This window comes from Streptomyces argenteolus, assembly GCF_042902585.1.
Classification (GTDB): Bacteria; Actinomycetota; Actinomycetes; order Streptomycetales; family Streptomycetaceae; genus Streptomyces; species Streptomyces argenteolus.
Map to the genome: position 1 here is coordinate 39,075 of NZ_JBIBEG010000010.1, position 26,825 is coordinate 65,899.

Below are 26,825 nucleotides of genomic sequence, written 5' to 3' on the forward strand. Positions count from 1 at the left end.
GGGCCGCTCTCGTCCCGTCGTGGTCACAGAACGGCGTGTGCCCTGTCCGGCGACGGCCACACGGCATGACGTGGGGTTCCTCCGGTACGACGCCCTCCCGCGGGCGGAACACCCGGTCGGCGTCGACGGACAGGTGTGACGGTTCGTCGGGCACCTCGTCCGCCATCCCGCGGCCCCCTTCGGTCACCCTCAGCCGGCAGTGCGCGTCAGCGTTCACGGTGACGCCGCCGCCCTCGCGGGACCTGGTCGCGGCGCCCGGCGGCCCGGTGACGGCGTACGGCCGGTGACCGTCCATCTCCGCCGCCTCCCGTCCTGTCGCCTCCGGAGCCGGGGACCGCGCACGGCGGCCCGGAGCCCCGTACCTCCGCGGCCCCGAAACCCCGCACACGCGCGGCCCGGAAGCCCCGCACCCGCGTCACGCGGCGGGTCCGCGGGCGCGGAAGGTATACCCACACCCTCAGCCTCACTCCGGAGCGTGCACACCGCTACCCGGGCATGACAGGCCTTCCCGACACTTCGGCAGGCATCCGTATGCACCGTGTGTGCGCGCGGTGTTGCACATGTGAGGCCACTTCCTTTTCTTTTTTGCACTGTGACTAATATCAACGCGTCCAAGTTCTTAACGTATTTGACCAGTCACCGACTGGCATCATCGTCAAGGAGCCTCCCCTGCGCACGCGCGCGTCACGGCGGACCGACTCGGCACCCATGTCGTTGCGGACAGCCCTTCTCGTACTGGCCGTCGTCCCCGGAGTCGCACTGGCCGCCCTGTGGGCCGTCACCAGTGGCCAGACACTCCTGGACTTCCAACGCCAGGCAGCCCAGGGACTCTTGGCCGAACAAGCGGGCCAACCGTCCAACATCGTGTACTACAACCTGCAGGAGGAGCGCCGCCTCAGCGCACAGGCGCTGGCCCGGCCCGGTGGGTCCACCACTGCGCTGGAGCAGCAGCGCACGCTCACCGACGAGGCGATCAAGACCTTCCAGTCCCTCTCGGACGTGACCGCGGACGACGCGCCCCGTGAGGTGCGGGACGCCGTCGGCAAGGCGCGGGAGGCCATCAACCAGTTGCCGGCCCAGCGCACCCTGGTCGACGAGGGCGACAAGGACCAGCAGGCCGTGGTCTACGGCTACTACACCGACCTGATCGCGGTGGACCTGACACTGTTCTCGGCGCTCAGCCACGTGGACAACGGCGAGGTGACCACCCTGGGCCAGCCGCTCGTGGACCTCTTCTGGGCCAAGGAGATGATCTCCCGCTCGGACGCGATCCTGGCGCGCGGATGGCCGACGGGCAAGCTGAGCACCGAAGACCTGCGCGAGGTGCGGAACGCGGTCTCCGGCCAGGCCTTCCAGGCCGGGACCAAGGTCGTCCCCTACCTCCCCGAGGAGGAGCGGGCGCAGTGGCAGAAGCTGACCGAGAGCTCCGCCTGGGCCGCCAAGACCGAGGTCGAGGAGCAGGTCCTGCGCCCGGCCGAGGCCGACAGATCCGGCTTCGTCACACTGGAGGCCGACGAGGAGACCTGGCGCAGGGCCATGGACGGTGTCACCCCCCAGCTGGTCGACCTGCTGGAGAAGCGCACCGCCGCGGTCGTGGTCACCGGCAAGGACACCGTCATGTCCCTGCTCGTCAAGATGATCGTCACCTCGGTCATCGGTCTCCTCGCCGTCGTCGCGGTCGTCTGGACCACCTGGCGCCTCACCCGTAACCTGCGCCGGCGGATCTCCGGCCTCCAGGAGCGGGCCGAGGAACTGGAGAGGGCTCTGCCGGACGTCGTCGAGCGGCTGGCCCAGGGCGAGAAGATCGACGTCGAGGCCGAGGCCCGTGCGATCGACACCGCGGGCGAGGGCGGGGACGAACTCACCCGGCTCGGCGGCGCGCTCAACCAGGCCCGCGCCAGCGCCCTCCAGGCCGCCGTCAAGCAGGCCGACCAGCACCGCGGCTTCGAGCGGCTGCTCCAGCGCATCGCGCGCCGTACCCAGCAGCTGATCGGCCAGCAGCTCAAGAAGCTGGACGAGCTGGAGCGCAAGCACGAGGACCCCGAGGTGCTCGACGGGCTCTTCGACCTGGACCACCTGACGGCACGTCTGCGCCGGTACGAGGAGAACCTGGTGATCCTCGCCGGAGGTTCGCCCCACCGGCGCTGGCGCAAGCCCGTGCCGCTGCTGGACGTCATGCGGTCCGCGCAGGGCGAGGTGCAGGACTACCGCCGGGTGGTGCTGGACCTCGACGGCTCCCCGTGGCTGGCCGAGCGGGCCGTCGGCCCGGTCTCCCACGTCCTGGCCGAGCTGATCGAGAACGCGCTGAGCTTCTCCCGCCCGCCGAGCCCGGTCGAGGTCCGGGCGGCGAAGGTGAGCCGGGGCCTGGCCATCGAGGTCGAGGACCGCGGTCTGGGCATGGACGAGGACCAGCTCGCCGACGCCAACGAACTGATGAGCCGTCCGCCCAGGATGGACGTACTGGCCCACTCCGAGGACATCCGGCTCGGTCTGTACGTCATCTCGCGCCTCGCCGACCAGTACGGTCTGCGGGTCGAGTTCCGCCCCTCCGCCTTCGGCGGGACCCGCGTGGTCGTCCTCGTCCCCGACTCGCTGACCGTGCCCGATCCGGGAAGCCGGTCCACAGGCGTACCCTCCGGCGCGCCCGAATCGGCGGAAGAGGCCCCGTCGGCCGCCCTCCCGGCTCCGGGCGCGCTGCCGACCCGGGTGCAGGGCAGGGCGATGGCCGGGGTCACGGCACTGTCCGACCACGCCGCGAGGTCGCGGCCCGCCGAACAGGCGCCACCGGCCGCCGGCCGGCCCTACGACGGCGGGCCCGGGGACGGCTTCCCGGTGCCCGGACAGCCCTTCCCGCAGGAGGAGGCTCCCCCTGTCCCGGTGGAGCCCCCGTACGCGGAACAGCACCGCCCGGCGGAGTCCGGCCCGTCCGCGGTACAGGAACAGCCGTACGCCGGGGCCGGACTGCCCTACCCCCTGGACAGCACCGCCTACCCGGTGCAGGAACAGCCGTACGCCGAGGACCCCTACCCGGGCCCCCGGCAGCCGTACGCGGACGACACGTTCACCGGCCACGAGCAGCCGTACATGACGGCCGCCGGTCAATACCCCGTCCCGGGGCACGCGTACACGGACGTCTCCGAGGAGCCGTATCCGGTGCCCGAGCCGTCCTACCCGCAGCCCTACCCGACCGCGGCCGAACCCACCGCGCGCGCCTACGGCGGGCCGGCTCCGGCCGCGCCGGAGGCCGGTCCCGCGATGCCGGGCCCGTTGCCGGCGGGCGGGGAGCCCCCGCTCCCCCGTCGCGTACGCCAGGCCAGCCTGGTGGACGAACTCCGGGTGGACCCAGCCTCCCGGAACGCACCGCCCAAGCCCCCGAGCTGGGACGAGAATCCGCTGCTGCGCCCCGTCCCCCGGCGGGCCGGTGCGGCGATCGGGGCATTCCAGCGGCGCTCGCGCGCGGCACGTGCGGCACAGGAGCCGCCGGGCCCCGCCGCCGCACCCTCCCCTACGAGAGAAGAACGGTCATGACACGCACAACGGCCACCCTCCAGGATCTGGACTGGCTGCTCGACGGTCTCGTGGACTCGGTCGCCGAGACACTGAACGCCGTGCTCCTGTCCGACGACGGACTGGTGGTGAGTCACTCCCGCACCATCGAACGCGCCGACGCGGAACGGCTCGCCGCGATATGCACCGGCCAGCAGAGCCTCGCGCGGGGGGTCGGCCAGCTGTTCGACGGCGGTTCGGTGCACCAGGTGATCGTCGAGCTGGCCGATCTCTGGCTCTTCATCATCGCGGCGGGCCAGGGCACCCACCTCGCCGTCGTCGCCTCCCAGGAGGTCGACGCGGAGGTGATGTCGCTGGCGATGCACAACCTCGTCCAGCAGGTCGGCCAGAAGCTCACCGCCCCGGCACGTGGCGACTTCGACGCCTTCGGTACGGGGGACGGGCAGCGGGTGTGAGGCCCTACTGGGACGAGGAGGAGGCCGAGGAGGACGGTGCGGGCACGATGGTGCGCCCGTACACGATCACCCGTGGCCGGACCGCTCCCGAACGGGACGACTTCAGTCTCATCACCGTGCTCACCACCGCCGACGGAGCGGTGGACGAGCACGGCACGCCCCTGCGCGTGGGCCGGCTCCAGCCGGAGCACCGCATGATCCTGGACCGGTGCCGCAGGCCGGCCGCGGTCGCCGAGGTCGCCGCCGGCCTCGATCTGCCGGTCTCGGTGACCAAGATCCTGCTGGCCGACCTGGTCGGCCAGGGCCTGCTGCTGGCGCGCGCTCCCCTGACGGTGGCGCGGGCGTCCGGCGGGGCCGACATGGGCCTGCTGGCCGCCGTACGTGACGGACTCCGGAGACTCTGACCCAAGATGACAAGCAGTCAGGCGGCGCCTGCCGCCGTAAAGATCCTCGTCGCCGGTGGCTTCGGTGTCGGGAAGACCACGCTCGTGGGCGCCGTCAGCGAGGTCGCCCCCCTGCGCACCGAGGAATACCTCACCCAGGCGAGCATCGGTGTCGACAGCCTCGCCGGTGTCGGCGAGAAGAACACCACCACCGTGGCACTGGACTTCGGCCGGATCACGGTCAGTCCGGAGCTGGTGGTCTATCTCTTCGGCACGCCGGGCCAGGAACGTTTCTGGTTCATGTGGAACGACCTGGTCAACGGGGCGCTCGGCGGGGTGGTGATCGCCGACACCCGGCGTCTGGAGACGAGTTTCGCCTCCATCGACTTCTTCGAGAGCCGGGACATCCCCTTCGTGGTGGCGATCAACTGCTTCCACGGGCACAACACCCGTACGACGGAGGAGATCCGGACCGCCCTGGACCTGGATCCGCATGTGCCGCTGCTGATCGGTGACGTCCGGCAGCGTCCCTTCGGCCGCGATGTGCTGCTCGCGCTCGTCGACCATCTGATGAGCCTGCCCGCGGCCGTCGGCTGACCGCACCTCACCCTTTCCCTTCCTTCTCGCCTGGAGAGAACTGAGATGGCAACACCCTTGCGTGTACTGGTACACGGCGGCGGCATCGGCGGCCTGACGCTCGCCGTCGCGCTCGCCCGGAGCGGGCACACCGTCGAGGTCGCCGAGCTCCGCGGCGAGCTGGACGCGCTCGGCGTCGGCATCATCCAGCCGTCCAACGCCCTGCACGTCATGGGCGAGCTCGGCGTGCTGGACGCCTGCGTGGCGGCCGGCTTCCCGTGGGAGGTGCTGACCATCTGCGACCAGGCCGGCGCCACGCTCGCCAAGGTCCCGCAGCCCCGCATGGGCGACGCCCCCGCCGGCAACGGCATTCCGCGCCCGGAGCTGGCCAGGGTGCTGGGCGAGGCCACCTCGGCCGCCGGGGTCCCGATCCGTCTCGGGACGACGATCACCGAGCTGACCGATGACGGCGCCGGGGTCGAGGTCACCCTGTCCGACGGCTCCCGTGCCCGCTGGGACCTGGTCGTCGGCTTCGACGGCATCGGCTCGCCGCTGCGGACCCGGCTCTACGGCGACCGCTTCGCCCCGGAGTACACCGGCTTCGCCAACTGGCGGGTCACCGTGCCCCGGCTGCCGGAGGTCCAGGGTGTCGTGGTGAGCACGGGCAGGACGTCCACCAAGGCGCTGCTCACACCGATCACGGACGAGCTGATGTATCTGGCCGCCGTGACCGCCGAGGAGGAGGACTTCCGCCCGGATCCCGCCCGGGCGCACGAGCAGCTCAAGGAGCGGCTCGCCGCGTTCGGCGGGCCCGTCGCCGAGGCCCTGGCAGCGGTCACCTCGCCGGACGGTGTCGTGTACTCGCGCATCTCGCAGGTCACGGTGGAGGAGCCCTGGCACGTGGGCCGGGTCGTCCTCGCCGGTGACGCCGCGCACGCGAGCACCCCGAACCTCGCGCAGGGCGCGGCGATGGCCGTGGAGGACGCCCTGGTCCTGGCCCGCTCGCTCGACGCCGCGGACGACGTGCCCACGGCGCTGGCCGCCTGGGAGGAGCGCCGCCGTGCCCGCGCGATGTTCGTGCAGAACCTGTCGCGGGCCCTCCTCAAGGAGGAGACGGGCAGCCCGACGACGCCCGAGGAGGACGAGCTCCTGAAGGTCGGCATGCCGGGCGCCGCCCACGTGCTGGTCGAGCCGTACTGATCCGGGCGGCGGGCAGGGGCGGGGCGGCCGAGCCGCGCCCGCCCCTGCCCTGTTCCGGCTCAGTCCAGTACGGCGATGCCGTCGATCTCGACCATGGCCTGTTCGTCCCAGAGCCTGGCCGCCCCGATCACGGCCATGGCGGGATACTCACGCCCCGCCAGCCGCCGCCAGATCTCGCCCAGTTCCGTGGTGTGGGCGCGGTAGGCGGCGACATCGGTGGCGTACACGGTGACCCGTGCCAGCGAGGACGGGGCGCCGCCCGCCGCGCGCAGGGCGGTGAACAGGTTGGCCAGGGCCGTCTCGAACTGCTCGGGGAGCGTGGCGCCGACGACCTTGCCGTCGCCGTCCAGCGCGGTCTGTCCCGCCAGGAAGACGAGCCGGCCGCCGGTGGCCGCGACGGCGTGCGAGAAGCCGGTGGGCGGGGCGAGTTCGGCGGGGTTGATCCGGGTGAGGGGATTCATGCGGACGTCTCCTGGGTCGCGTACAGCTCCTTGGCGATGATGGTGCGCTGTACCTCGGTGGCGCCCTCGTAGATGCGGGGCGCGCGGACCTCCCTGTAGAGGTGTTCCAGCAGATGGCCCCGGCGCAGGGCCTGTGCGCCGTGCAGCTGGACGGCGGCGTCGACGACGAACTGCGCGGTCTCGGTGGCGTACAGCTTGGCCATCGCGGCGCACCGGGGCACCCCGGGCTCACCCGCGTCGTGGGCCGCGGCGGCGGCGTACACCAGCAGCCTTGCCGCCTCGGTGCGGGTGGCCATCTCGGCGACCTGGTGGGAGACGGCCTGGAGCTCGCGCAGGGGGGCGCCGAAGGCGGTGCGGCGCGCCGTGTGCTCCAGGGTGGCGTCGAGCGCGGCGCGCGCCATCCCGACGGCGAAGGCTCCGACGCTCGGCCGGAAGAGGTTCAGGGTGTCCATGGCGACCCGGAAGCCCCGGCCGGGCTCCCCGAGTACGTCGCCGGCGGTCACGGGCACGCCGTCGAAGTGCAGCGCGCCGATGGGGTGCGGGGACAGCATCTCCAGGGCCGTGCCGGTGAGTCCGGGCCGGTCGGCGGGGACGAGGAAGGCGGTGACGCCCCGGGCCCCGGGGCCCTCGCCGGTCCGGGCGAAGACGGTGTAGAAGTCGGCCTCGGGGGCGTTGGAGATCCAGCACTTCTCGCCGGTGAGCCGCCAGCCGCCGGTCCCGGGGTCGCGGCGGGCGGCCAGGGAGAGCGCCGCCGCGTCCGATCCCGCTCCGGGCTCGCTGAGCGCGAAGGCGGCGACGGCGCGGCCGGCCCGGACCTCGGGGAGCCAGCGGGCGCGCTGGGCCTGCGTGCCCGCGAGGCGGACCGGGCCGGATCCGAGGCCCTGGAGGGCGAGCGCGGTCTCCGCCTCGGTGCAGCCGCGGGCCAGTGACTCGCGCAGCAGGCAGAGGTCGAGGGCCCCGGAGCCGAGGAGCCGGTCCAGCAGGCCCAGGCCGCCGAGCGCGGCGACCAGCGGGCGGTTGACGCGGCCGGGTTCGCCCTTCTCGGCGAGGGGCCGCAGTTCGTCACGGGCGAGGGTGCGGAGCTCCTCGCACCAGGCGGTTCGACCGGGATCGAGGGAGAATGCCGTCATACCGGCGCCTCTCTTGTCACGACTTATCGCGGACCGTTGACTACCGTCACTCAAACGATACGCTCCAAGGGCGACAAGGGGGCGATGCTTCTTGAAGCCGTCAGGTACCGCGAGCGCGCACACCGACACCTTCGCGCGCGATCATCTTCCACCCGCCCAGGACTGGCCCGAGCTGGTCTTCGACCTCCCCGAACTGGCCTATCCGGACCGGCTGAACTGCGGGTACGAACTGCTCGACCGCACCCTGGAGCGCTTCGGCCCGGACCGGCCCGCCTTCCGCACCCCGGACGGCGGCAGCTGGAGCTACGGGGAGTTGCTGGACCGGGTGGACCGGATCGCCCAGGTGCTGCGGCACGACCTCGGGGTCGTCCCGGGCAACCGTGTACTGCTGCGTGGCCCCACCACGCCCTGGCTCGCCGCCTGCTGGCTCGCCGTGATGAAGGCGGGGGCGGTGGCCGTGACCGTGCTGGCGCAGCAGCGGGCCTCGGAGCTCGCCACGATCTGCTCCATCGCCCGGGTGGGCCACGCCCTCTGCGACATCCGGTCCGTCGGGGACCTGACCGCCGCCGAAGTGCCCGGACTGCGCGTCACGACCTACGGCGGCGGCTCGGACGGCGATCTGACGCGGCTCGCGGCGGCCAGGCCCGGGCCCTGCCCCGCGGTCGCCACCGCCGCCGAGGACGTCGCCCTGATCGCGTTCACCTCGGGCACCACCGGAAGGCCCAAAGGGTGCATGCACACCCACCGCGACGTGCTGGCGGTGGCCGACACCTTCGCCCGCCACGTCCTGCGGCCGGTCGCCGAGGACGTGTTCGCGGGCAGCCCGCCGCTCGGTTTCACCTTCGGGCTCGGCGGGCTCGTGATCTTCCCGCTGCGCGCCGGGGCGTCGGCCCTCCTGCTGGAGCGGGCGGGACCGGAGCAGCTGCTGCCCGCGCTCGCCGCCCACCGGGTCTCGGTCCTGTTCACCGCGCCGACCGCGTACCGCGTGATGCTCGACGGGCTCGACGGCCATGACCTGTCCGCGCTGCGCCGCTGCGTCTCGGCCGGCGAGAACCTTCCGGCCGCCACCTGGAGGTCCTGGTACGAGCGGACGGGACTGCGCATCATCAACGGGATCGGCGCGACCGAGCTGCTGCACATCTTCATCTCCGCCGCCGACGAGGCCGTCCGGCCCGGCACCACCGGCGTACCCGTGCCCGGCTGGCAGGCACGTGTGGTGGACGAGGACGGCACGCAGCTGCCGGACGGCGAACCCGGCCTGCTGGCGGTGCGCGGCCCGGTCGGCTGCCGGTATCTGGCCGACGAGCGCCAGCGGACCTACGTACGCCACGGCTGGAACATCACCGGCGACACCTACGTCCGCGAGCCGGACGGCTACTTCCGCTACGTCGCCCGCGCCGACGACATGATCATCTCCGCCGGCCACAACATCGCGGGCCCCGAGGTCGAGGAGGCGCTCCTGCGCCACCCCGACGTGGTCGAGGCCGCGGTGGTGGGCCGGCCGGACGAGCTGCGCGGCCAGATCGTCGCCGCGTACGTCGTGGCGCGTGAGGGCGCGGTGCTGTCGGCCGACGACCTGCGGACGCACATGAAGGCCGAGCTGGCGCCCTACAAGTGCCCGCGCGCCGTGGAGTTCGTGCCCGCGCTCCCCCGCACCGCGACGGGAAAGCTCCAGCGCTTCCTGCTGCGCGGCACGGCGCCTCTAGAGTGATCACGTGGCCGAGCACACTCCCCGTTCCCTGATCGTCACCCTCTACGGCGCGTACGGCCGTCGCCCCGGCGACGCGCCGCTCGCGGTGTCCGAGCTGATCCGGCTGCTGCACGCGGTCGGCGTGGACGCCCCGTCGGTGCGCTCGTCCGTGTCCCGGCTCAAACGCCGCGGGCTGCTCGTCCCGGCCCGCACGGCGGACGGCGCGGCAGGCTACGCGCTCTCGCCGGACGCCCGCCAGCTGCTGGACGACGGTGACCGGCGCATCTACCGGCGCCCGCCGCCCCGGCCCGGTGACGGCTGGGTGCTCGCCGTCTTCTCCGTGCCGGAGGCGGAACGCAACAAGCGGCACCTGCTGCGTTCCCGGCTCGGCAGACTGGGCTTCGGCACGGCGGCGCCCGGGGTGTGGATCGCGCCCGCCGGACTGTACGAGGAGACGCGGCACACCCTGGAGCGGCTCGAACTCGCCCCGTACGTGGACCTGTTCCGCGGGGATCACCTCGGCTTCGCCGCGACGGGCGAGGCGGTGGCGCGCTGGTGGGACCTGGAGGCCATCGCCCGGCTCCACCTCGACTTCCTGGCCCAGCAGGAGCCCGTGCTGCGCTCCTGGGAGGCGCGGCGCGACGCGGTCCCGGATCCGGAGGAGGCCTACCGGGACTACCTCCGCGCGCTGGACTCCTGGCGGCAGTTGCCGTACGCGGACCCCGGCCTGCCCGAGGAGCTGCTGCCGAAGGACTGGCCCGGTGGCCGGTCGGCCGAGGTGTTCGGTCTGCTGCACGCCCGGCTGCGGGACGCGGGGGCCCTGTTCGCGGCGGGGAGCGGCTGACGCGGCCGGGAAATCGGGATGCCCGGGGCCGGGGTGAGCGGACAGGATGAGCCATGACCTGGACCTTCACGGACGACGTGGCCGTCTTCCTGGACGCCGCCGGAGCCTCGCTGGCCGCCCGGCCCGCCGAGAACACGCTGGTGCTGACCGTCACCGCCACCCTGCGGGACAGCGGCCCCCACGCCTACGGGGAGCAGCCGCCGGTGCTCGGCTGGTGGCGCGGGGCGGACGGGGATGTGGCCGGGACGCTGGTGCGCACGCCGCCCTTCGTGCCGATCCTGGGGACGGCCGCCCCGGAGGCCGTCGACGCGCTGCCCGGCGCGCTCCCGCTTACCGGCATCAACGCGGAGCGGGCCGCCGCGCAGTCGCTGGCCTCCCGCTGGCCCCGCCACCGCGTCGACGAGGAGCACCGGCTGTACCGGCTGGGCACGCTCGTGCCGCCCTCCCCGGCGCCCGCGGGGGCGCCCCGGACCGCCACCGCCGCCGACCGGGCACTGCTGGTGGACTGGGTCCGCGCCTTCGGTGCGGAGACCGGCCAGCCGGGCGGCCGCGCGGAACGGATCGTGGACGACCGCACGGCACACGGCGGACTGACCCTCTGGGAGGCGGGCGGGGTGCCGGTCTCGCTGGCGGGCGTCTCGCGGAGGTCCGCGGGGACGGTGCGGGTGACGACCGTCTACACCCCGCCGGAGCACCGGGGCCACGGCTACGCGGCGGCGGTGACGGCCCGGGTCAGCCGGGTGGCGCGGGAGGAGGGCGCACGCGAGGTGCTGCTCTTCACTGATCTGGCGAACCCGGTGAGCAACGGCGTGTACCGGCGCATCGGCTACGAGCCGCTGGGCGACCGGGTCCTGATCACGGCCGAGCCTCGGTGAGCGCCGGGGACGGGGAGACACCGGCGGAGCAGAGCCGGCTGATCGCCGCGAACGTCGTACGGTGGCGGCGCTACGGCGAGGGGGGCCAGGAGCTCAGGCCCGGGACCACGTCGTACCGGGGTGGGTCGACGGCGTACGTGATCGAGACCTGTGCCGGTACCGGCCACGAGCAGCTGACCACGATCGGGCGGGGCGGCACACCGGCTCGTACACCAGGATCGACATGGCGACGCGCAATCTGCCCACCTTCAGGGCCGTGCCGGTGTACGGCCCCACCGTGCTGCGGCTGTGCGCGGAGGCGGGCGTGGGCGGCTCCTGGCAGCAGCGCGGTGCCGCGGAGGAGCTCGCCGCCCGGCTCGGGGTGCCGGCCGCCGGATACCGCACCGGTCACTGGGACGCGCCCCATCCCACGCCGTGCCGCTGCCACGAGTGCCTGTGACGGTCAGCCGAGCGTGAGCCGGGGCCTGGGGCCGTCGGTGCGGCCGGCCGGCGGGGTGCGGCTGCCCGCGCGGTACGGCAGGGGCCAGGAGACGCCGGGTCCCGTGTATCCCTGCTCGGCCGCCGCGTGCAGGGTCCAGTGCGGGTCGTAGAGGTGGGGGCGGGCGAGGGCGCAGAGGTCGGCGCGGCCGGCCAGAAGCAGCGAGTTGACGTCGTCCCAGGAGGAGATGGCGCCGACGGCGATGACGGGCACGTCCAGGGCGTTGCGGATGCGGTCGGCGTACGGGGTCTGGTAGGAGCGCCCGTACGCGGGGCGTTCGCCGGGGACGACCTGTCCGGTGGAGACGTCGATGGCGTCCGCGCCGTGGGCGGCGAAGGCGCGGGCGATCACGAGGGCGTCCTCGTCGCTCGTACCGCCCGGTGCCCAGTCGGTGGCGGAGATCCGTACGGTCATGGGGCGTTCGGCGGGCCATACGGCGCGGACCGCGTCGAAGACCTCGAGCGGGAAGCGCAACCGGTGCTCCACGGAACCGCCGTAGGCGTCGGTGCGCAGGTTGGTCAGCGGGGAGAGGAAGCCGGAGAGCAGGTAGCCGTGGGCGCAGTGCAGTTCGAGCAGGTCGAATCCGCAGCGGCCGGCCCGCCGGGCGGCCTCGGCGAAGCCGTCGCGGACGGCGTCCATGCCGGCCCGGTCCAGGGCCTGCGGGACCTGGTTGACGCCCGGGGCGTACGGGACCGGCGAGGCGGCGCTGACCTGCCAGTTCCCCTCGTCCAGTGGCTGGTCGATGCCCTCCCACATCAGCCGGGTGGAGCCCTTGCGGCCGGAGTGGCCCAGTTGCACACCGATCGCCGCGCCGGGGGCGTTCTCGTGCACGAATCGGGTGATCCTGGCCCAGGCCGCGGCCTGGTCGTCGGTCCACAGTCCGGTGCAGCCGGGGGTGATGCGGGCCTCGGGGCTCACGCAGACCATCTCGGTCATGACGAGCCCGGCGCCGCCGAGCGCGCGGGCGCCGAGGTGGACGAGGTGGAAGTCGCCGGGCATCCCCTCGACGGCGGAGTACATGTCCATAGGTGAGACGACGACGCGGTTACGCAGCACGAGACCGCGCAGCCGCAGCGGGGTGAACATCGGCGGGGTGCCGGGCGGGCACCCGAACTCCTCCTCGACCGCCCCGGTGAAGCCGGGGTCGCGCAGCCTGAGGTTGTCGTGGGTGACGCGCCGGCTGCGGGTGAGGAGGTTGAAGGCGAACCGCCGGGGCGGCTGGTCGACGTACCCGGGGAGTTCCTCGAACCAGCGCAGGCTGGCCGCCGCGGCGCGCTGGGTGGACAGGACGACGGGGCGGCGTTCGGCCTCGTAGGCGGCGAGGGCGGTGGGCAGGTCGGGCTGCTCCTCGACGCAGGCGGCGAGGGCGAGGGCGTCCTCGAGGGCGAGCTTGGTGCCCGAGCCGATGGAGAAGTGGGCGGTGTGGGCGGCGTCGCCGATCAGGACCGTGGCGCCGTGCGACCAGTGGGCGTTGGTGACGGTGGCGAAGGTGAGCCAGGCGGATCTGTTGGAGCGCAGCGGCCTGCCGCCCAGGGCGTCCGAGAAGACCTCGGCGCAGCGGCCGGCCGACTCGGCGGTGTCCCGGACGTCGAGCCCGGCGGCCCGCCAGACCTCTTCGCGCATCTCGACGATCACGGTGGAGGCGTCGGCGGCGAAGGGGTAGGCGTGCAGTTGCATCACGCCGTGGGGGGTCTCGGCGATCTCGAAGCGGAAGGCGTCCAGGGCGAAGTCGGCGGCGAGCCAGATGTAGCGGTTGCGGTGGTGGGTGACCGTGGGCCGGAAGTGCGCGGCGTGGGCCTCCCGGGTGGCGCTGCGCACCCCGTCGGCGGCGATGACGAGGTCGTGACGGGCGGCGAGCTCGGCTGCCGGGGGTGCCTCGGTGCCGAAGCGAAGCCGTACGCCGAGGGAGGCGCAGCGCTCCTGGAGGATCCGCAGCAGGGTGCGCCGGCCGAGCGCGGCGAACCCGTGACCGCCGGAGGTCTGGGTGACGCCGCGGTGCACCACGTCGATGGTGTCCCAGCGAACGAACGCGGCGCCGAGCGCCCGGTGCACGACGGGGTCTGCGTGCTCGATGCCGCCGAGCGTCTCGTCCGAGAGGACCACGCCGAAGCCGAAGGTGTCGTCGGGGGCGTTGCGCTCCCAGACGGTGATCTCGCGGTCCGGTCCCAGCCGCTTGAGGAGGGCTGCGGCGTAGAGCCCGCCGGGTCCGCCGCCGATGACCGCGATGCGCCGTGTGGCCGGGGAGCGCATCGCGCTACCTGCCCCGCCACTTCGGTGGGCGCTTCTCGGTGAAGGCCGCGTGGAACTCGGCGTAGTCCTCGCCGTTCATCAGGAGCGCCTGGGTGGCGGCGTCCATCTCCACGGACGCCGCGAGCGGCATGTCCAGCTCGGCGGTGAGCAGTGCCTTCGTCTGGGCCAGGGCGAGCGCGGGCCCGTCCGCGAGTCTCCGGGCCAGGGCTGCGGCGCGGGTGTCGGCCTCACCCTCGCCGGTCAGCTCGCTGATCAGCCCGATCCGCTCGGCCTCGGGGGCACGGACCGGCTCGCCGAGCATGAGGATCCTGGTGGCGTGCCCGAGGCCCACCACGCGTGGCAGGAGGTAGGCGGCGCCCATGTCACCGCCGGAGAGACCGACGGCGGTGAAGAGGAAGGCGAAGCGCGCGGAGGGGGCCGCGATGCGGAAGTCGGCGGCCAGGGCGAGGACGGCCCCGGCCCCGGCGGCCACTCCGTGGACGGCGGCGACGACGGGGAAGGGACACTCGCGAAGGGCCCGTACGACCTGGCCGGTCATCCGGTTGAAGTCCAGGAGCTGGGCGGTGTCCATGGCGAGCGTGGCACCGATGATCTCGTCGACGTCCCCGCCGGAGCAGAACCCCCGGCCCTCTCCGGCGAGCACCAGGGCACGCACGGAACGTTCCCGGGAGAGCTCGGCGAGGAGGTCGCGCAGGTCCGCGTAGGCGCCGAAGGTGAGCGCGTTGAGCTTCTCGGGGCGGGCGAGCGTGACGGTCGCCACGCCGTCGTGCGTCGTCAGGCGCAGATGCCGCCAGCGCTCCGTACGTGGGGCGGAGCCGGTGAACGGGCTCATGGAAGGGTCCCCTCCAGCCGTCGGGCTGCTGCTGATCCACCTCGAAGCTATCACTCGTACGTGACTTCCGTCACGAGTACGCGACATCGCTGGGAGGGCGATGTGGCGAAGGTCCCTTTTGTGGCGGTCGGCAGCCCCTATGTCTACGCCGGGGCACTTCGTATGGTTGGGGGCAGGAAATCCCGGTACAGCACGCCGTACCCTCCGGTAGCGGAAACGCCGTCCGGACCCCGCCCCCGGAACGCGATCCCCCCACCGGCCGCTCGCCCCCCGAACGGACACTCCCGCCTTGCCGTCAGACGTCCCCGCGCCCCCGCCCGCCTCCTGGCGTATCGCCCTGCCGCACACCACGGCCGCGGTGCCCATCGCCCGCGCCCTGGTGCGCACGGCGCTGGCGGAGCTCGACGCGCCCGCGGACAGCGACACCGCCGAATTGCTGACGGCGGAGCTCGTCGCCAACGCGGTGGAGCACACCGACGGCTCGGGCCCCATCGAGCTGGTGGTCGAGCTGATGGCGTCCGGGTGCCAGGTGGAGGTCCACGACCACGACCCCGGTCCCCCCGGGGACCTGTCCCGCCTGCTGCCCGGCAGCACGCCGGACCCGTGGCAGGAGCACGGCCGCGGACTGCTCCTGATCCGCGCCCTCAGCTCGGCCTGCGGTCACCGCCCCACGGAACACGGCAAGGCGGTCTGGTTCACCCTGCCGTCGGGCCCTGCGTCACCGGGTCGCGGGGCTCCGCGGGACTGACCAGCCGGGAGCGGCTGCGGCCGTATCCCGCGTAGACGAGGGCGCCCACCGCCAGGAAGACCACGAACTGCACCCAGGTCGTCCAGCCCGTCCCGTACATCAGGTACAGACAGAAGCCGACGCCCAGAATCGGGCTGAGCGGATAGAGCGGCACCCGGAAGGAGCGCTTCAGCTCCGGGTTGCGGCGGCGCAGCGCGATCACCGCGATGTTGACGACGGCCATGATGGCGAGCGTGCCGATGGTCGTCAGGTTCACCACCGCGTCGAGGGACGAGAACGCGGCCGGGACCGCGAAGACGACGGCCACGATCCAGGTGTTGGCGACCGGGGTGCGGGTCTTCGGCGACACGCGCTCGAAGACCCGGGGGATCAGTCCGTCGCGGGACATGGACATCAGGATCCGGGTCTGCCCGTACATCACCGCGAGCACGACGGACGCGATGGCGACGACCGCGCCGAAGGCGATGATCCCCCCGCCGACGTCCGAACCGGTGACCTGGTCGACGACCAGGGAGAGCGCCGCCGGCTTGTCGGACACGGCGTCCGCTCCCAGCGCGCCGATGGCGCCGAGGGCGACCGCGCAGTAGAGCAGGGTGACCAGGCCGATGCAGATCATGATCGCGATCGGGATGTTCCGGCGCGGGTTCTTGACCTCCTCACCCGCGGTGGTGATGGCGTCGAAGCCGATGTACGAGAAGAAGGCCACCGACGCGCCCGCGGTCACCCCGGCCATGCCGTGCGAGGCGAAGGGCGAGAGGTTGCCGTCCTGGAACGCGCTGAAGGCGATCGCGCAGAACGCGACGAGGATGCCGATCTTCAGCACCGCCATCGCCGCCGTGGCGGTGGCGCTCTCCCTCACGCCCCTCACCAGCAGGGCGGCGGCCATCATGACCACGACGATCGCCGGCAGGTTGACCACGCCGCCGTCGCCCGGCCCCGAGGAGAGCGCGGCGGGGAGCGTCCAGCCGGTGAGGCTGCCGAGCAGCTCGTTGACGTACTGGCTCCAGCCGACCGCGACCGCCGAGACCGAGACGCCGTACTCCAGCAGCAGGCACCAGCCCACGAGGAACGCGACGCGCTCGCCGAGCGTGGCGTAGGCGAAGGAGTAGGAACTGCCGGACACCGGGATGGCGCCGCCGAGCTCGGCGAACGAGAAGGCGGTGAAGATGCAGGTGATCGCCGCGAGGACGAAGGAGATCACCACGGCGGGGCCGGCCTCGGCGACGCTGTCGGAGAGGCCGACGAAGATGCCGGTGCCGACGATCGCGCCGACGCCGAAGCACACGAGCTGGAACAGGCCCATGCTGCGCCGCAGGCCGTGCCCTTCGAGGTCGGCGCCGGACTCGGCGAGCAGCAGTTCGGGGCTCTTGATGCGTGCCCCGGGACCGCAGGACGGGATCACCGGGCGCCGCGGGGCGGGGGGTGTGGAACTCATGGGGGGACGGTCTCTTCTCCGGTGGTGCGGGAATGAGCCTGTGGGGGGCCCGGACATGCGCGCGAGCTCGTGACCCGGCACATGAAAAGGGGTCCGGACGTGCGAGCCCGAACCCCACCAAGTGGCACCATGCTAACCACTTGCACGCATGTTCACCCAATCAGGTGCATGTTCATACGGTTGTCGTGCCACCCGAGAGGGTCGCGACGAGGACGGCCTTGATCGTGTGCATCCGGTTCTCGGCCTCGTCGAAGACGACCGAGTGCCCGGACTCGAAGACCTCGTCGGTGACCTCGAGCTCCGACAGCCCGTGCCGCTCGTGGATCTCCCGCGCCACCTTCGTACCGAGGTCGTGGTAGGCCGGGAGGCAGTGCATGAACTTCACGCCCTCGTTGCCCGTGGCGCGCAGGACGTCCATGGTCACGGCATAGGGAGCGAGGGCGGTGATGCGCTCGTCCCAGACCTCCTTGGGCTCACCCATCGAGACCCAGACGTCGGTGAGGACGAAATCGGCGCCCAGGACACCCTCGGTGATGTCCTCGGTGAGGGTGATGCGCGCACCGCTGGACTCCGCGAGCGAGCGGGCGCGGTCGACGATCTCCTGTCCCGGCCAGTACGCGGCGGGGGCGACGATCCGGACGTCCATGCCGAGCAGGGCTCCGGTGATCAGGTAGCTGTTGCCCATGTTGAAGCGGGCGTCGCCGAGGTAGGCGAACGAGATCCGCTCCAGAGGCTTCTCGCTGTGCTCGGTCATCGTCAGGACGTCGGCAAGCATCTGGGTGGGGTGCCAGTCGTCGGTGAGGCCGTTGAAGACCGGCACACCCGCGTACGCGGCCAGCTCCTCGACGGCCTGCTGGCTGTCACCCCGGTACTCGATGCCGTCGAACATCCGGCCGAGCACCCGGGCCGTGTCCTTCACCGACTCCTTGTGCCCCATCTGGGAACCGGAGGGATCGAGATACGTCGTCGAGGCACCCTGATCGGCCGCGGCGACCTCGAAGGCGCAGCGGGTGCGCGTCGACGTCTTCTCGAAGATCAGCGCGATGTTCCTGCCGCGCAGCCGCTGCACCTCCTCGCCGGCCTTCTTCGCCGCCTTGAGCTCGGCGGCCAGGGCGATCAGGCCGCGGAACTCCTCGGCCGTGAAGTCCAGCTCCTTGAGGAAAGGGCGGCCTGCGAGGTCTATGGCCATGGTGACTGCTCCTGGGACGGGCTGAGGCGTACGGAAAGACTTTCTGGAAGTCTATACGATGCCCCGTATTGCTATACAGGGCCACAGCGGCTCTGGCCCCCGCCCAACCCCGCCCGGCAGGGCCGCCGAACGCCCGCCCACCACCGGCCCCGCTCGACAGGACTTCGGCGCCCCCGGCCACCACCGACCCGCTCGACAGGACGGCGACCCACCCGGCCACCGGCCGCCCGTCCGCGGTCACACGGGGTCGCGGACCACCGGGCAGCTCATGCAGCGCGGGCCTCCACGACCCCGGCCCAGCTCGCTGCCCCGGATCTCGATGACCTCGATGCCCTGCTTGCGCAGATAGGTGTTCGTGGTCGCGTTGCGCTCGTAGGCGACGACGACCCCGGGCTCCACGGCCAGCACGTTGCAGCCGTCGTCCCACTGCTCACGCTCGGCGGCGTGCACGTCCTGGGTGGCGGTGAGCACCCGGATCGTGTCGAGGCCGAGCGCCGCGGCGATCGCCCGGTGCATGTGCTCGGGCGGATGGTCGGTGACCTTCAGTTCCCGGGGCCCGCTGCCGGGTTCGATCGTGTAGGAGCGGAGCATCCCGAGCCCGGCGTACTTGGTGAAGGTGTCTCCGTCGATCATCGTCATCACCGTGTCGAGGTGCATGAAGGCCCGGCTCTTGGGCATGTCGAGCGCCACGATCGTCCGGGCCGACCCGGCGTCGAAGAGCCCTCTGGCCAGCATCTCCACGGCCTGCGGGGTGGTCCGCTCACTCATCCCGATCAGTACGGCGCCACGGCCGATGACCAGGACGTCGCCGCCCTCGATGGTCGACGGGTAGTCGTCCTGCCCCTCCGACCAGTGGTGGAAGACACCCGCCTCGGGGCCGGTGAACAGCGGGTGATGCCGGTAGATCGCCTCGAAGTGCACGGTCTCGCGCTGCCGGGCCGGCCAGCGCATCGCGTTGATGGACACACCGTCGTAGATCCAGGCCGAGGTGTCGCGGGTGAAGAGATGGTTGGGCAACGGGCTGAGCAGGAAGTCGTCCAGATCCATGACGTGGAAGCGGACGGAGGTCGGTTCGGGGTGCCGGTCCAGGAACTCCCGCTTCGTCATCCCGCCGACCAGGGCCTCGGCCAGCTCCGCCGCGGGCAGCTCCTCGTAGACGGCGCGCAGATGCTCGGTGGCGAGCGGGCCGTACTCCTTCTCCGCGAAGACCCGGTCGAGGACGAGGCGGCGCGCCACCGGGATGTCGAGTGCCTCACGGAGCAGGTCGCCGAAGAGGTGGACCTCCACACCCCGGTCGCGCAGCACGTCGGCGAACCCGTCGTGCTCCTCCCTGGCACGGCGCACCCACAGCACGTCGTCGAACAGCAGCGCGTCCTTGTTGCTGGGGGTGAGCCGCTTCAGCTCCAGATCGGGGCGGTGCAGGATGACGCGGCGCAGCCGCCCGGCCTCGGAATCGACATGGAATCCCATGTCTCCATCCTCACCGCGCGGAGCACCCTTCACCCCGCGAACCGCCAGCCGATTACGGTCGGCGGTTCACAGCCGGGGGTCCACCGGCTCCGACTCCAGGGCCAGGATCGCGAAGACCGCCTCGTGGATCCGCCACAGCGGCTCCCCCTCGGCCAGCCGGTCGAGGGCCTCCAGACCGAGGGCGTACTCCCGCAGGGCCAGCGACCGCTTGTGGCCGAGGAACCGCGAGCGCAGCCGTTCGAGGTTCGCCGGCCGCGTGTACTCGGGGCCGTAGATGATCCGCAGGTACTCCCTCCCGCGCACCTTGATGCCGGGCTGGACCAGCTTGCCCCCCGCGTCCCGCACGAGGGCGCCGAGCGGCTTGACGACCATGCCCTCCCCGCCCCGGCCCGTCATCTCCAGCCACCAGTCGACGCCGGACCGCACGGAGGCCTCGTCCCCCGTGTCCACGACGAGGCGCCGGGTGACCTGGAGCAGGCCCGTGGGGTCGTGCTCGACGAGCCGGTCCAGCCAGGCCAGCTGCTCGTCGTGCGGTACGGAGGCGAGCGAGCGGCCCTGCACAGCGAGGATCTGGAACGGTGCGAGCCGGACCCCGTCGAGCCCTTCGGTGCTCCAGCAGTAGCGCCGGTAGGCGTCGGTGAAGGCGGCGGCGTCCACGGCCCGCTCCCGCTGACGGCCGGCCAGCTCACCTACGTCGACACCACGTGCGGTCGCCGCGGACAGCGCGTTCCCGGCCGCGGGCAGGACGGCACCGGCCGCGGCGCCCACCGAGGCGTACTGGGAGCGCAGCAGACCGGCAGCCTTGAGGGACCAGGGCATCAGCTCGGCGTCCAGCAGCACCCAGTCGGTGTCCCACTCCTCCCAGAGCCCCGCGGCGGTGAGGGCGGTGCGGAGCCTGCCGAGGACGACCTCCGTCAGCGCCGTGTCGTCGAGGAACGGGCGGCCCGTCCGGGTGTGCAGGGCGCCGGTGGGGCCGTCCGCGCCGAAGCGCTCGCGGGCGGTCGCGGCGTCACGGCAGACCAGCGCCACGGCGCGCGATCCCATGTGCTTCTCCTCGCAGACGACCTTGGCGACGCCGTCCGCGCGGTACTGCGCGAAGGCCTCGGCCGGGTGCTCGAGGAAGCCGTCCTCGTGGGACGTGGCGGTCGGCGCCATGGTCGGCGGGAGGTAGGCCAGCAGCCTCGGGTCGACGGCGAACCTGCTCATGACTTCGAGCGCCGCCGCGGCGTTCTCCTCGCGCACCGCGACCCGGCCCATGTGCCGGGTCTCCACGACACGGCGCCCCTGCACGTCGGCGAGGTCGAGCGGGCGGCCCTCACGGCCCCCGGGTGCCTCGGTGACCAGCGGCTTCGCGGGCTCGTACCAGACGCGCTCGGCGGGTACGTCGACGATCTCGCGCTCCGGCCAGCGCAGCGCCGTCATCTTCCCGCCGAAGACCGCACCGGTGTCCAGGCAGAGGGTGTTGTTCACCCAGGACGTGGTGGGCACGGGTGTGTGTCCGTAGACGACCGCGGCACGGCCCCGGTAGTCCTCCGCCCACGGGTAGCGCACGGGCAGGCCGAACTCGTCGGTCTCACCGGTGGTGTCGCCGTACAGCGCGTGCGAACGGACCCGCCCGGAGGTGCGTCCGTGGTACTTCTCGGGCAGCCCCGCGTGACAGACGACCAGTCTGCCCTCGTCCAGGACGTAGTGACTGACCAGCCCGTCGATGAACTCCGCGACCTGCGTGCGGAACTCGGGGTGCGCGGCGTCCTCCCGCTCCAGCTGCTCGATGGTCTCGGCCAGGCCGTGGGTGTGCTGGACCTTGCGGCCCTTGAGATAACGGCCGAGCTTGTTCTCGTGGTTGCCGGGGACGCACAGGGCGTTGCCCTCTGCCACCATGGACATGACGCGGCGCAGCACGCCCGGGCTGTCGGGTCCCCGGTCGACGAGGTCGCCGACGAACACGGCGGTGCGGCCCTCGGGGTGCGCCCCGTCCTTGTACCCCAGCTTGCGGAGCAGCGTGTCGAGTTCGGAGCTGCAGCCGTGGATGTCGCCGATGATGTCGAAGGGGCCGGTGAGGTGCCGCAGGTCGTTGTAACGGCGCTCCAGGACGACTTCTGCGGTGTCCGCCTCCTCCTCGGTGCGCAGGACGTGGACCTTGCGGAAGCCCTCGCGCTCCAGGCCGCGCAGGGAGCGGCGCAGCTCGCGGCGGTGGCGCTGGACGACATGGCGCGGCATGCCGGCGCGGTCGGGCCGGGCGGCGTTGCGGGCCTGGCAGAGCTCTTCCGGCATGTCCAGCACGATGGCGATCGGGAGCACGTCGTACTGCCGGGCCAGCTGGACGAGCTGCTTGCGGCTCTCGGACTGCACGTTGGTGGCGTCCACGACGGTGAGCCGGCCCGCCTCGAGGCGCTTGCCCGCGATGTAGTGGAGCACGTCGAAGGCGTCCTTGCTGACGCTCTGATCGTTCTCGTCGTCGGCGACCAGGCCGCGGCAGACGTCCGAGGAGATGACCTCGGTCGGCTTGAAGTTCTTGCGGGCGAAGGTGGACTTGCCCGATCCGCTGGCGCCGATGAGCACGACGAGCGACAGGTCGGTCACCGGCAGCGAGCGAGAGGTACTGGTCATGCGGCCTTCGCCTCCTTCGTCGTCTCCTGGGTCGTGGTCATCGTGAACACGGCCATCTGTGTGGGAGGACCCACCTCGGGGTCCTCCGGACCCACGGGCACGAACTCCACGGCGTACCCGTGACGCCGGGAGACCTGCTCCGCCCAGTCCCGGAACTCGGCCCTGGTCCACTCGAAGCGGTGGTCGCCGTGGCGTACGTGCCCGGCGGGAAGCGTCTCCCACCGGACGTTGTACTCGACGTTGGGCGTGGTCACGAGCACGGTGCGCGGTCGCGCGGAGCCGAACACGGCGTACTCCAGCGCGGGGAGCCGCGGCAGGTCGAGGTGCTCGATCACCTCGCTGAGCACGGCCGCGTCGTACCCCTTCAGCTGCTTGTCGGTGTAGGTGAGGGCGCCCTGGCGAAGGGTGACCCGCCCGGCCTGCCTCTCCCCCATGCGGTCCAGCTTCAGCCGGCGGGCGGCGACGGTGAGGGCGCGCATCGACACGTCGACGCCGACGATCTCCGTGAAGCGCACGTCCTTGAGCAGCGCCTGCACCAACTGGCCCTGGCCGCAGCCGAGGTCGAGCACCCGGTTCGCTCCGGCGGCGCGCAGCGCCTCCAGGATCGCGGCGCGGCGCCGCTCGGCCAGCGGTACCGGCTTCTCCTCCGTGTCGGTGGTCTCGTCGACGGCGTTGTCCACGCTCTCCACCTCCAGGTCGTCGGTCTCGGCGAGCCGGACCAGCTCCAGCCGCTCCATGGCCTGGCGGGTCAGCCCCCAGCGGCGGGAGAGATAGCGGCTGGTGATCAGCTTCTGCTCGGGGTGGCCGGCCAGCCAGCCCTCGCCCGCTCGCAGCAGCTTGTCCACCTCGTCGGGTGCGACCCAGTAGTGCTTGGCGTCGTCGAGCACGGGCAGCAGCACATACAGCTGGCGCAGCGCGTCCGCGAGCCTCAGCTCGCCCTCCAGCACCACCCGTACGTAGCGCGAGTCGCCCCACTCGGGGAACCGCTCGTCCAGCGGCACGGCCACGGCGTCCACCGTGGTCCAGCCGAGCGGTGCGAAGAGCTTGTCGACCAGCTCCGCACCGCCGCGCGCGGGAAGCGCGGGCACCTCGATCCGCAGCGGCAGGGGAGCTTCCGCGCGCTCGGGCATCGCGCGGCAGGCCCCGTTCAGTGCGGACTTGAACACGGTGCTCATCGCGACCGAGAGCAGGGACGAGGCCGCGTACGGCCGGTCGTTGACGTACTGTGCGAGCGCCGCGTCGGGGGCACCGCCCCGGCCCTTGCCCTTGCCGCGCCGGACCAGCGCCACGGGATCGACCTCCAGCAGGAGGGCGGCCGTGCAGCGCTCCGCGGATGCCTCGGGATAGAAGACATGGGCGGTTCCGTGCGAGGTGGAGAACGTCTGCGCCTTGTCGGGGTGCTTGTGCAGCAGAAAGCCCAGGTCGGTGGCGGGACGTTCAGGGGTGCCGGTGGTGCTGATAGTCAGGAACACCCGTCCGATTATGGGCGCCGACGCACCCGCGGCGGTAGCGGATTAGCGGGACACGGGGGCGAGCCGCACCGGGCGGGCCCGGCCGGTGCGGCTCGCCTCCGGCCCGGCTCGTCTCCGACAGTCGGATGTCGTGGGCCCTCGTGGTGACAGTCCCGGACCAGCAGCGGCCATCGGGGCCGTCGCTCATCGGTTCTGACGGGCCGTCGCTCCTTGGGCCCGACGGGCCGTCGTTCTTGGATCCGACGGGTCCTTCGGTTCGCCGGGCCATCGGCCGTCGGTCGACGTCCGTCGGGCCCGCCGATGCATGTTCACCGTCCGGGCGGTGGCGCGAGCTGGTCGGCGAGAGCCGCGATCGTGGACGGGCCGACCCGGCAGCATCCGCCGACCAGCCGGGCGCCCGCCCGCTGCCATGCGCGGACCCTGGACGGCTCGAAGCTGCCGTCGCCGGTCCAGGTGCGGCCCTCCGCGTCCCACTCCTCCCCGCTGTTGGGGTAGACGACGACCGGTTTGGCGGTCGTCGCGCTCGCCACCTCCACCGCACGGTCCGCATCGGCGGGGTCGCAGCAGTTGACCCCCACCGCGACCACCTGGTCCACGCCCGCGACCAGCCCGAAGGCCTCCGCCAGGGGCTGGCCGGCCCTGGTCAGGCCGTCGGCCACGCTGAACGACAGCCAGACGGGGACCTGGAAGTCCTCGACGGCCCGCAGCAGGGCTTCCGCCTCCTCGATGTCCGGCACCGTCTCCAGGGCCAGGACGTCAGGGCCCGCCGAGGCCAGCACCTCCACCCGGGGCCGGTGGAAACGCTCCAGCTCCCGGACCGTCGGCCCGTACCGGCCCCGGTATTCGCTGCCGTCCGCGAGCATCGCCCCGTACGGTCCGATCGAGGCCGCGACCCAGAACTCCCGCCCGGCCGCCGCGCCCGCCCGTCGTGCCGCCGCCACACTGCCGGCCATCAGCTCCGCTGCCCTCGCGCGCCCGATCCCGCGCCGCCCGAACCCCTCGAAGGTCGCCTGATAGCTGGCGGTGATGAGCACCTGCGCTCCCGCCCGCGCATAGGCCGCGTGCGCTGCCTCGATCTGCTGAGGAGCGTCGGCCAGCAGACGGGCCGACCACAGGGCGTCCGACAGGTCGCAGCCCTGGGCCTCCAACTGGTTGGAGAGACCGCCGTCCAGCAGAACGGTGCCCTCGGCGAGCGCGTCGCCGAGCGTACGGCCGGGCGGGACCTCCTGGGTACGGGCGGGGTGCACGGCTGCTCCTTGCTGCTCGGCTTCTGCTCTCGGGTTGCTGCTGACTACATGGTTACGCGGCCGTCCGCGCTCTCGGCCCGGTTCTCCGCACGGCCCCCCGCAGGCTCACGCACGGCCCCGCCTCGGCTCCGGATCCGGCTCCCTGCGTACCCCTGCCGGTCCCGGCCCCGCAGGCCAGGCCCGTACGTGAACCGTGCCCGCGCGTGAGTCGGGCCGAAAGGCGCCGTGCCCGAAGTCCTCCCCGCCCCCGGAAAGGCGCTCCGGGCCGCCCCCACCGGAAAGTGCGCACCGTGGGAGGCGGCCCGGAGCCCGGCAGGGGCACCGACGAGAGGGATCCGTCAGCTCAGCTGCGACTGCACCCGCGACGAGATCAGCTCCAGGTGCTCCAGGTCGTGGAGGTCCAGCACCTGGAGATAGATCCGGGAGGAGCCGATGGTCGCGTAGCGGCCGATCTTCTCGACGACCTCGTCGGGAGAGCCCGCGAGGCCGTTCGCCTTGATCTCCTCGACCTCGCGTCCGATGGCGGACGCGCGCCGCGCCACCTCGGCGTCGTTCTTCCCGACGCAGACCACCAGGGCATTGGAGTAGACGAGGTCGTCGGCTCCCCGCCCGGCCGCCACGGCGGCGTCCCTGACACGGCCGAACTGCTTCTCGCTGTCCTCGATCGACGCGAACGGGATGTTGAACTCGTCCGCGTAGCGCGCGGCCAGCCGCGGGGTGCGGACCGCGCCATGGCCTCCGATCAGCACCGGCACCTTGGCCTGCGCGGGCTTCGGCAGCGCAGGCGAGTCGCTGAGCTGGTAATACGTGCCGTCGTAGCTGAAGGTCTTGCCCGTCTCCGTCTCCCACAGGCCGGTGATGATCGCCAGCTGCTCCTCCAGCCTGCCGAACTTCTCCTTGGGGAACGGAATGCCGTAGGCCTTGTGCTCCTCCTCGAACCAGCCCGCCCCCAGGCCGAGTTCGACCCGGCCTCCGGACATCTGGTCGACCTGGGCCACCTGGATGGCGAGGACGCCGGGCAGACGGAAGGTGCCGGCCGTCATCAGCGTGCCGAGGCGAATCCTGTTCGTCTCCCGGGCCAGACCGGCCAGGGTGATCCATGCGTCGGTCGGCCCGGGCAGTCCGTCCCCGGAACCCATGCGCAGGTAGTGGTCGGACCGGTAGAAGGCATCGAAGCCGAGGTCCTCGGTGGCCTTGGCGACGGTGAGCAGGGTGTCGTAGCTCGCCCCTTGCTGGGGCTCGGTGAAGATTCGAAGATCCATGCATCCATCCTGCACCTTCGAAACCGTCGCACCCCGCCTGCCCCGGCCCCGCGCCGGACGTCGGGATATCCCACCCCGCCCGCCGGGCTCAGGGCTGACCGGCGACGAAGCCCGCAGGTCCACGGATCACCCCGTACGGACCGTCGCCCTCCTGGTCCCCCTCCTGCTCCCGCTCCATCTCCGCGAGCCGTCTCACCATCCCGTGGATCCGGTCCACCGACTCGTCCACGGCGTCTATCGCCTCGATGCACTGCCAGTACAGCCCCTCCTCCTCCGTGCCGCAGGCGACGCCCACGAGCGCGATGCCCGCCTCGCCCAGGAGCTGCGCGAGTGCGTCCAGAGCCCCGGGCACATCGGACACCTCCGTGAGCTGCGAGGCCCGCACAGATCCGGCCGGGACCATCGGATGGTCGAACACCGCGCTGCCCAGGGCACAGATCTCACTGAGCCCGCGCGCGTCCGTGCGTAACTCCGCCGGGCCGGACCGCGCCAGCTGTCCGCCGACCGCACGGGCGAGTGCCTGCGCCTGCCAGGCTTCCGCCATGACGGCCGGCACCCCCCTGCTGTCCGCCAGGGCGCTGCGGCCCGCCTCGATCAACCGCTCCGCTTCCATGCGCCGTCCCCCGTCGTCGAAACCGCCCTGACGAAACCTGCTCACCTCTTCATTACCCACAGTGAGGTGTGCGGCACACGAAAGCCAGAGGAAATCGG

At 72.4% G+C, this 26,825-nt stretch carries 22 protein-coding genes; 10 read left to right on the forward strand and 12 right to left on the reverse strand.

The genetic code is table 11. The features are described 5' to 3' along the window. The first annotated feature begins 708 nt into the window (after positions 1-708). Genes ACFY8O_RS28800 through ACFY8O_RS28820 form a run of 5 tightly spaced genes read left to right on the forward strand, consistent with a single transcriptional unit; the run spans position 709 to position 6,121 of the window. Positions 709-3,528, forward strand: coding sequence for a nitrate- and nitrite sensing domain-containing protein (locus ACFY8O_RS28800; protein WP_387907412.1), 2,820 nt, complete (start codon positions 709-711; stop codon positions 3,526-3,528). Continuing rightward, complete coding sequence (locus tag ACFY8O_RS28805; protein WP_145808438.1) at positions 3,525-3,962, forward strand: roadblock/LC7 domain-containing protein; 438 nt, start codon at positions 3,525-3,527, stop codon at positions 3,960-3,962. The genes ACFY8O_RS28800 and ACFY8O_RS28805 overlap by 4 nt, the downstream gene beginning before the upstream one ends. Before the next feature lie 47 nt (positions 3,963-4,009). After that, complete coding sequence (locus tag ACFY8O_RS28810; RefSeq protein WP_145808846.1) at positions 4,010-4,366, forward strand: DUF742 domain-containing protein; 357 nt, start codon at positions 4,010-4,012, stop codon at positions 4,364-4,366. Between the two features lie 6 nt (positions 4,367-4,372). Then, positions 4,373-4,942, forward strand: coding sequence for a GTP-binding protein (locus ACFY8O_RS28815; protein ID WP_145808441.1), 570 nt, complete (start codon positions 4,373-4,375; stop codon positions 4,940-4,942). A gap of 45 nt (positions 4,943-4,987) precedes the next feature. Beyond that, positions 4,988-6,121 carry an FAD-dependent monooxygenase gene (locus ACFY8O_RS28820; protein WP_387907417.1) on the forward strand — a complete coding sequence of 378 codons (1,134 nt, stop codon included), beginning with the start codon at positions 4,988-4,990 and terminating at the stop codon, positions 6,119-6,121. A gap of 59 nt (positions 6,122-6,180) precedes the next feature. On the opposite strand, the gene ACFY8O_RS28825 is transcribed toward ACFY8O_RS28820, so the two are convergent. Together ACFY8O_RS28825 and ACFY8O_RS28830 are read right to left on the reverse strand one after the other, a co-directional pair. Next, positions 6,181-6,582: a RidA family protein gene (locus ACFY8O_RS28825; protein ID WP_145808445.1), complete on the reverse strand. Its 402-nt coding sequence runs from the start codon at positions 6,580-6,582 to the stop codon at positions 6,181-6,183. Further along, positions 6,579-7,712 carry an acyl-CoA dehydrogenase family protein gene (locus ACFY8O_RS28830; protein ID WP_387907419.1) on the reverse strand — a complete coding sequence of 378 codons (1,134 nt, stop codon included), beginning with the start codon at positions 7,710-7,712 and terminating at the stop codon, positions 6,579-6,581. The genes ACFY8O_RS28825 and ACFY8O_RS28830 overlap by 4 nt, the downstream gene beginning before the upstream one ends. Before the next feature lie 91 nt (positions 7,713-7,803). Between ACFY8O_RS28830 and ACFY8O_RS28835 the strand changes: the two genes are divergently transcribed. The 4 genes from ACFY8O_RS28835 (at position 7,804) to ACFY8O_RS28850 (ending at position 11,560) form a co-directional block, all read left to right on the forward strand. Then, the gene (locus tag ACFY8O_RS28835; RefSeq protein WP_387907422.1) at positions 7,804-9,423 is read left to right on the forward strand and encodes an AMP-binding protein; all 1,620 of its coding nucleotides are present in this window, start codon (positions 7,804-7,806) and stop codon (positions 9,421-9,423) included. A 4-nt stretch (positions 9,424-9,427) separates the two neighbouring features. Then, positions 9,428-10,246 carry a PaaX family transcriptional regulator gene (locus ACFY8O_RS28840; RefSeq protein WP_387907424.1) on the forward strand — a complete coding sequence of 273 codons (819 nt, stop codon included), beginning with the start codon at positions 9,428-9,430 and terminating at the stop codon, positions 10,244-10,246. A 53-nt stretch (positions 10,247-10,299) separates the two neighbouring features. Further along, entirely contained in the window at positions 10,300-11,121 is an 822-nt protein-coding gene (locus ACFY8O_RS28845) for a GNAT family N-acetyltransferase (protein ID WP_387907427.1), read from the forward strand. Positions 11,122-11,344: 223 nt separating this feature from the next. Beyond that, entirely contained in the window at positions 11,345-11,560 is a 216-nt protein-coding gene (locus ACFY8O_RS28850) for a hypothetical protein (protein WP_387907429.1), read from the forward strand. A 3-nt stretch (positions 11,561-11,563) separates the two neighbouring features. On the opposite strand, the gene ACFY8O_RS28855 is transcribed toward ACFY8O_RS28850, so the two are convergent. Both ACFY8O_RS28855 and ACFY8O_RS28860 read right to left on the reverse strand, forming a co-directional pair. Further along, positions 11,564-13,849 carry a bifunctional salicylyl-CoA 5-hydroxylase/oxidoreductase gene (locus ACFY8O_RS28855; RefSeq protein WP_387907431.1) on the reverse strand — a complete coding sequence of 762 codons (2,286 nt, stop codon included), beginning with the start codon at positions 13,847-13,849 and terminating at the stop codon, positions 11,564-11,566. 4 nt (positions 13,850-13,853) lie between these two features. Next, positions 13,854-14,681, reverse strand: coding sequence for an enoyl-CoA hydratase family protein (locus tag ACFY8O_RS28860; RefSeq protein ID WP_387907434.1), 828 nt, complete (start codon positions 14,679-14,681; stop codon positions 13,854-13,856). 289 nt (positions 14,682-14,970) lie between these two features. Between ACFY8O_RS28860 and ACFY8O_RS28865 the strand changes: the two genes are divergently transcribed. Further along, positions 14,971-15,429, forward strand: coding sequence for an ATP-binding protein (locus tag ACFY8O_RS28865; protein ID WP_387907435.1), 459 nt, complete (start codon positions 14,971-14,973; stop codon positions 15,427-15,429). On the opposite strand, the gene ACFY8O_RS28870 is transcribed toward ACFY8O_RS28865, so the two are convergent. The 8 genes from ACFY8O_RS28870 to ACFY8O_RS28905 all read right to left on the reverse strand — a co-directional run bounded on the left by ACFY8O_RS28870 (position 15,377) and on the right by ACFY8O_RS28905 (position 26,727). After that, positions 15,377-16,864: an amino acid permease gene (locus ACFY8O_RS28870; protein WP_387907438.1), complete on the reverse strand. Its 1,488-nt coding sequence runs from the start codon at positions 16,862-16,864 to the stop codon at positions 15,377-15,379. The genes ACFY8O_RS28865 and ACFY8O_RS28870 overlap by 53 nt on opposite strands. Before the next feature lie 172 nt (positions 16,865-17,036). After that, a complete protein-coding gene (gene argF / locus ACFY8O_RS28875) occupies positions 17,037-18,053 on the reverse strand; it encodes an ornithine carbamoyltransferase (RefSeq protein ID WP_145808464.1) in 1,017 nt (338 codons plus the stop codon). A gap of 237 nt (positions 18,054-18,290) precedes the next feature. Next, the gene (locus tag ACFY8O_RS28880; protein ID WP_145808466.1) at positions 18,291-19,523 is read right to left on the reverse strand and encodes an arginine deiminase; all 1,233 of its coding nucleotides are present in this window, start codon (positions 19,521-19,523) and stop codon (positions 18,291-18,293) included. Between the two features lie 66 nt (positions 19,524-19,589). Next, the gene (locus ACFY8O_RS28885; protein WP_387907442.1) at positions 19,590-22,133 is read right to left on the reverse strand and encodes a polynucleotide kinase-phosphatase; all 2,544 of its coding nucleotides are present in this window, start codon (positions 22,131-22,133) and stop codon (positions 19,590-19,592) included. Beyond that, positions 22,130-23,605 (reverse strand): 3' terminal RNA ribose 2'-O-methyltransferase Hen1, encoded by a 1,476-nt coding sequence (locus tag ACFY8O_RS28890; protein WP_387907444.1) that lies wholly within the window; start codon positions 23,603-23,605, stop codon positions 22,130-22,132. The genes ACFY8O_RS28885 and ACFY8O_RS28890 overlap by 4 nt, the downstream gene beginning before the upstream one ends. A 308-nt stretch (positions 23,606-23,913) precedes the next feature. Then, positions 23,914-24,852, reverse strand: a complete 939-nt coding sequence (gene mmuM / locus ACFY8O_RS28895; RefSeq protein ID WP_387907447.1) for a homocysteine S-methyltransferase — start codon at positions 24,850-24,852, stop codon at positions 23,914-23,916. 338 nt (positions 24,853-25,190) lie between these two features. Continuing rightward, positions 25,191-26,114, reverse strand: a complete 924-nt coding sequence (locus ACFY8O_RS28900; RefSeq protein ID WP_387907449.1) for an LLM class F420-dependent oxidoreductase — start codon at positions 26,112-26,114, stop codon at positions 25,191-25,193. Positions 26,115-26,202: 88 nt separating this feature from the next. Further along, positions 26,203-26,727, reverse strand: a complete 525-nt coding sequence (locus ACFY8O_RS28905; RefSeq protein ID WP_387907802.1) for a DUF6099 family protein — start codon at positions 26,725-26,727, stop codon at positions 26,203-26,205. Positions 26,728-26,825: the final 98 nt, after the last annotated feature.

What these genes read in the sequence shown, in the direction of transcription:
- ACFY8O_RS28800 (WP_387907412.1), top strand. Translation starts at nt 709, where the DNA reads ATGTCGTTGCGGACAGCCCTTCTCGTACTGGCCGTCGTCCCCGGAGTC.
- ACFY8O_RS28805 (WP_145808438.1), top strand. Translation starts at nt 3,525, where the DNA reads ATGACACGCACAACGGCCACCCTCCAGGATCTGGACTGGCTGCTCGAC.
- ACFY8O_RS28810 (WP_145808846.1), top strand. Translation starts at nt 4,010, where the DNA reads ATGGTGCGCCCGTACACGATCACCCGTGGCCGGACCGCTCCCGAACGG.
- ACFY8O_RS28815 (WP_145808441.1), top strand. Translation starts at nt 4,373, where the DNA reads ATGACAAGCAGTCAGGCGGCGCCTGCCGCCGTAAAGATCCTCGTCGCC.
- ACFY8O_RS28820 (WP_387907417.1), top strand. Translation starts at nt 4,988, where the DNA reads ATGGCAACACCCTTGCGTGTACTGGTACACGGCGGCGGCATCGGCGGC.
- ACFY8O_RS28825 (WP_145808445.1), bottom strand. Translation starts at nt 6,582, where the DNA reads ATGAATCCCCTCACCCGGATCAACCCCGCCGAACTCGCCCCGCCCACC.
- ACFY8O_RS28830 (WP_387907419.1), bottom strand. Translation starts at nt 7,712, where the DNA reads ATGACGGCATTCTCCCTCGATCCCGGTCGAACCGCCTGGTGCGAGGAG.
- ACFY8O_RS28845 (WP_387907427.1), top strand. Translation starts at nt 10,300, where the DNA reads ATGACCTGGACCTTCACGGACGACGTGGCCGTCTTCCTGGACGCCGCC.
- ACFY8O_RS28850 (WP_387907429.1), top strand. Translation starts at nt 11,345, where the DNA reads ATGGCGACGCGCAATCTGCCCACCTTCAGGGCCGTGCCGGTGTACGGC.
- ACFY8O_RS28855 (WP_387907431.1), bottom strand. Translation starts at nt 13,849, where the DNA reads ATGCGCTCCCCGGCCACACGGCGCATCGCGGTCATCGGCGGCGGACCC.
- ACFY8O_RS28860 (WP_387907434.1), bottom strand. Translation starts at nt 14,681, where the DNA reads ATGAGCCCGTTCACCGGCTCCGCCCCACGTACGGAGCGCTGGCGGCAT.
- ACFY8O_RS28870 (WP_387907438.1), bottom strand. Translation starts at nt 16,864, where the DNA reads ATGAGTTCCACACCCCCCGCCCCGCGGCGCCCGGTGATCCCGTCCTGC.
- argF (WP_145808464.1), bottom strand. Translation starts at nt 18,053, where the DNA reads ATGGCCATAGACCTCGCAGGCCGCCCTTTCCTCAAGGAGCTGGACTTC.
- ACFY8O_RS28880 (WP_145808466.1), bottom strand. Translation starts at nt 19,523, where the DNA reads ATGGGATTCCATGTCGATTCCGAGGCCGGGCGGCTGCGCCGCGTCATC.
- ACFY8O_RS28885 (WP_387907442.1), bottom strand. Translation starts at nt 22,133, where the DNA reads ATGACCAGTACCTCTCGCTCGCTGCCGGTGACCGACCTGTCGCTCGTC.
- ACFY8O_RS28900 (WP_387907449.1), bottom strand. Translation starts at nt 26,114, where the DNA reads ATGGATCTTCGAATCTTCACCGAGCCCCAGCAAGGGGCGAGCTACGAC.
- ACFY8O_RS28905 (WP_387907802.1), bottom strand. Translation starts at nt 26,727, where the DNA reads ATGGAAGCGGAGCGGTTGATCGAGGCGGGCCGCAGCGCCCTGGCGGAC.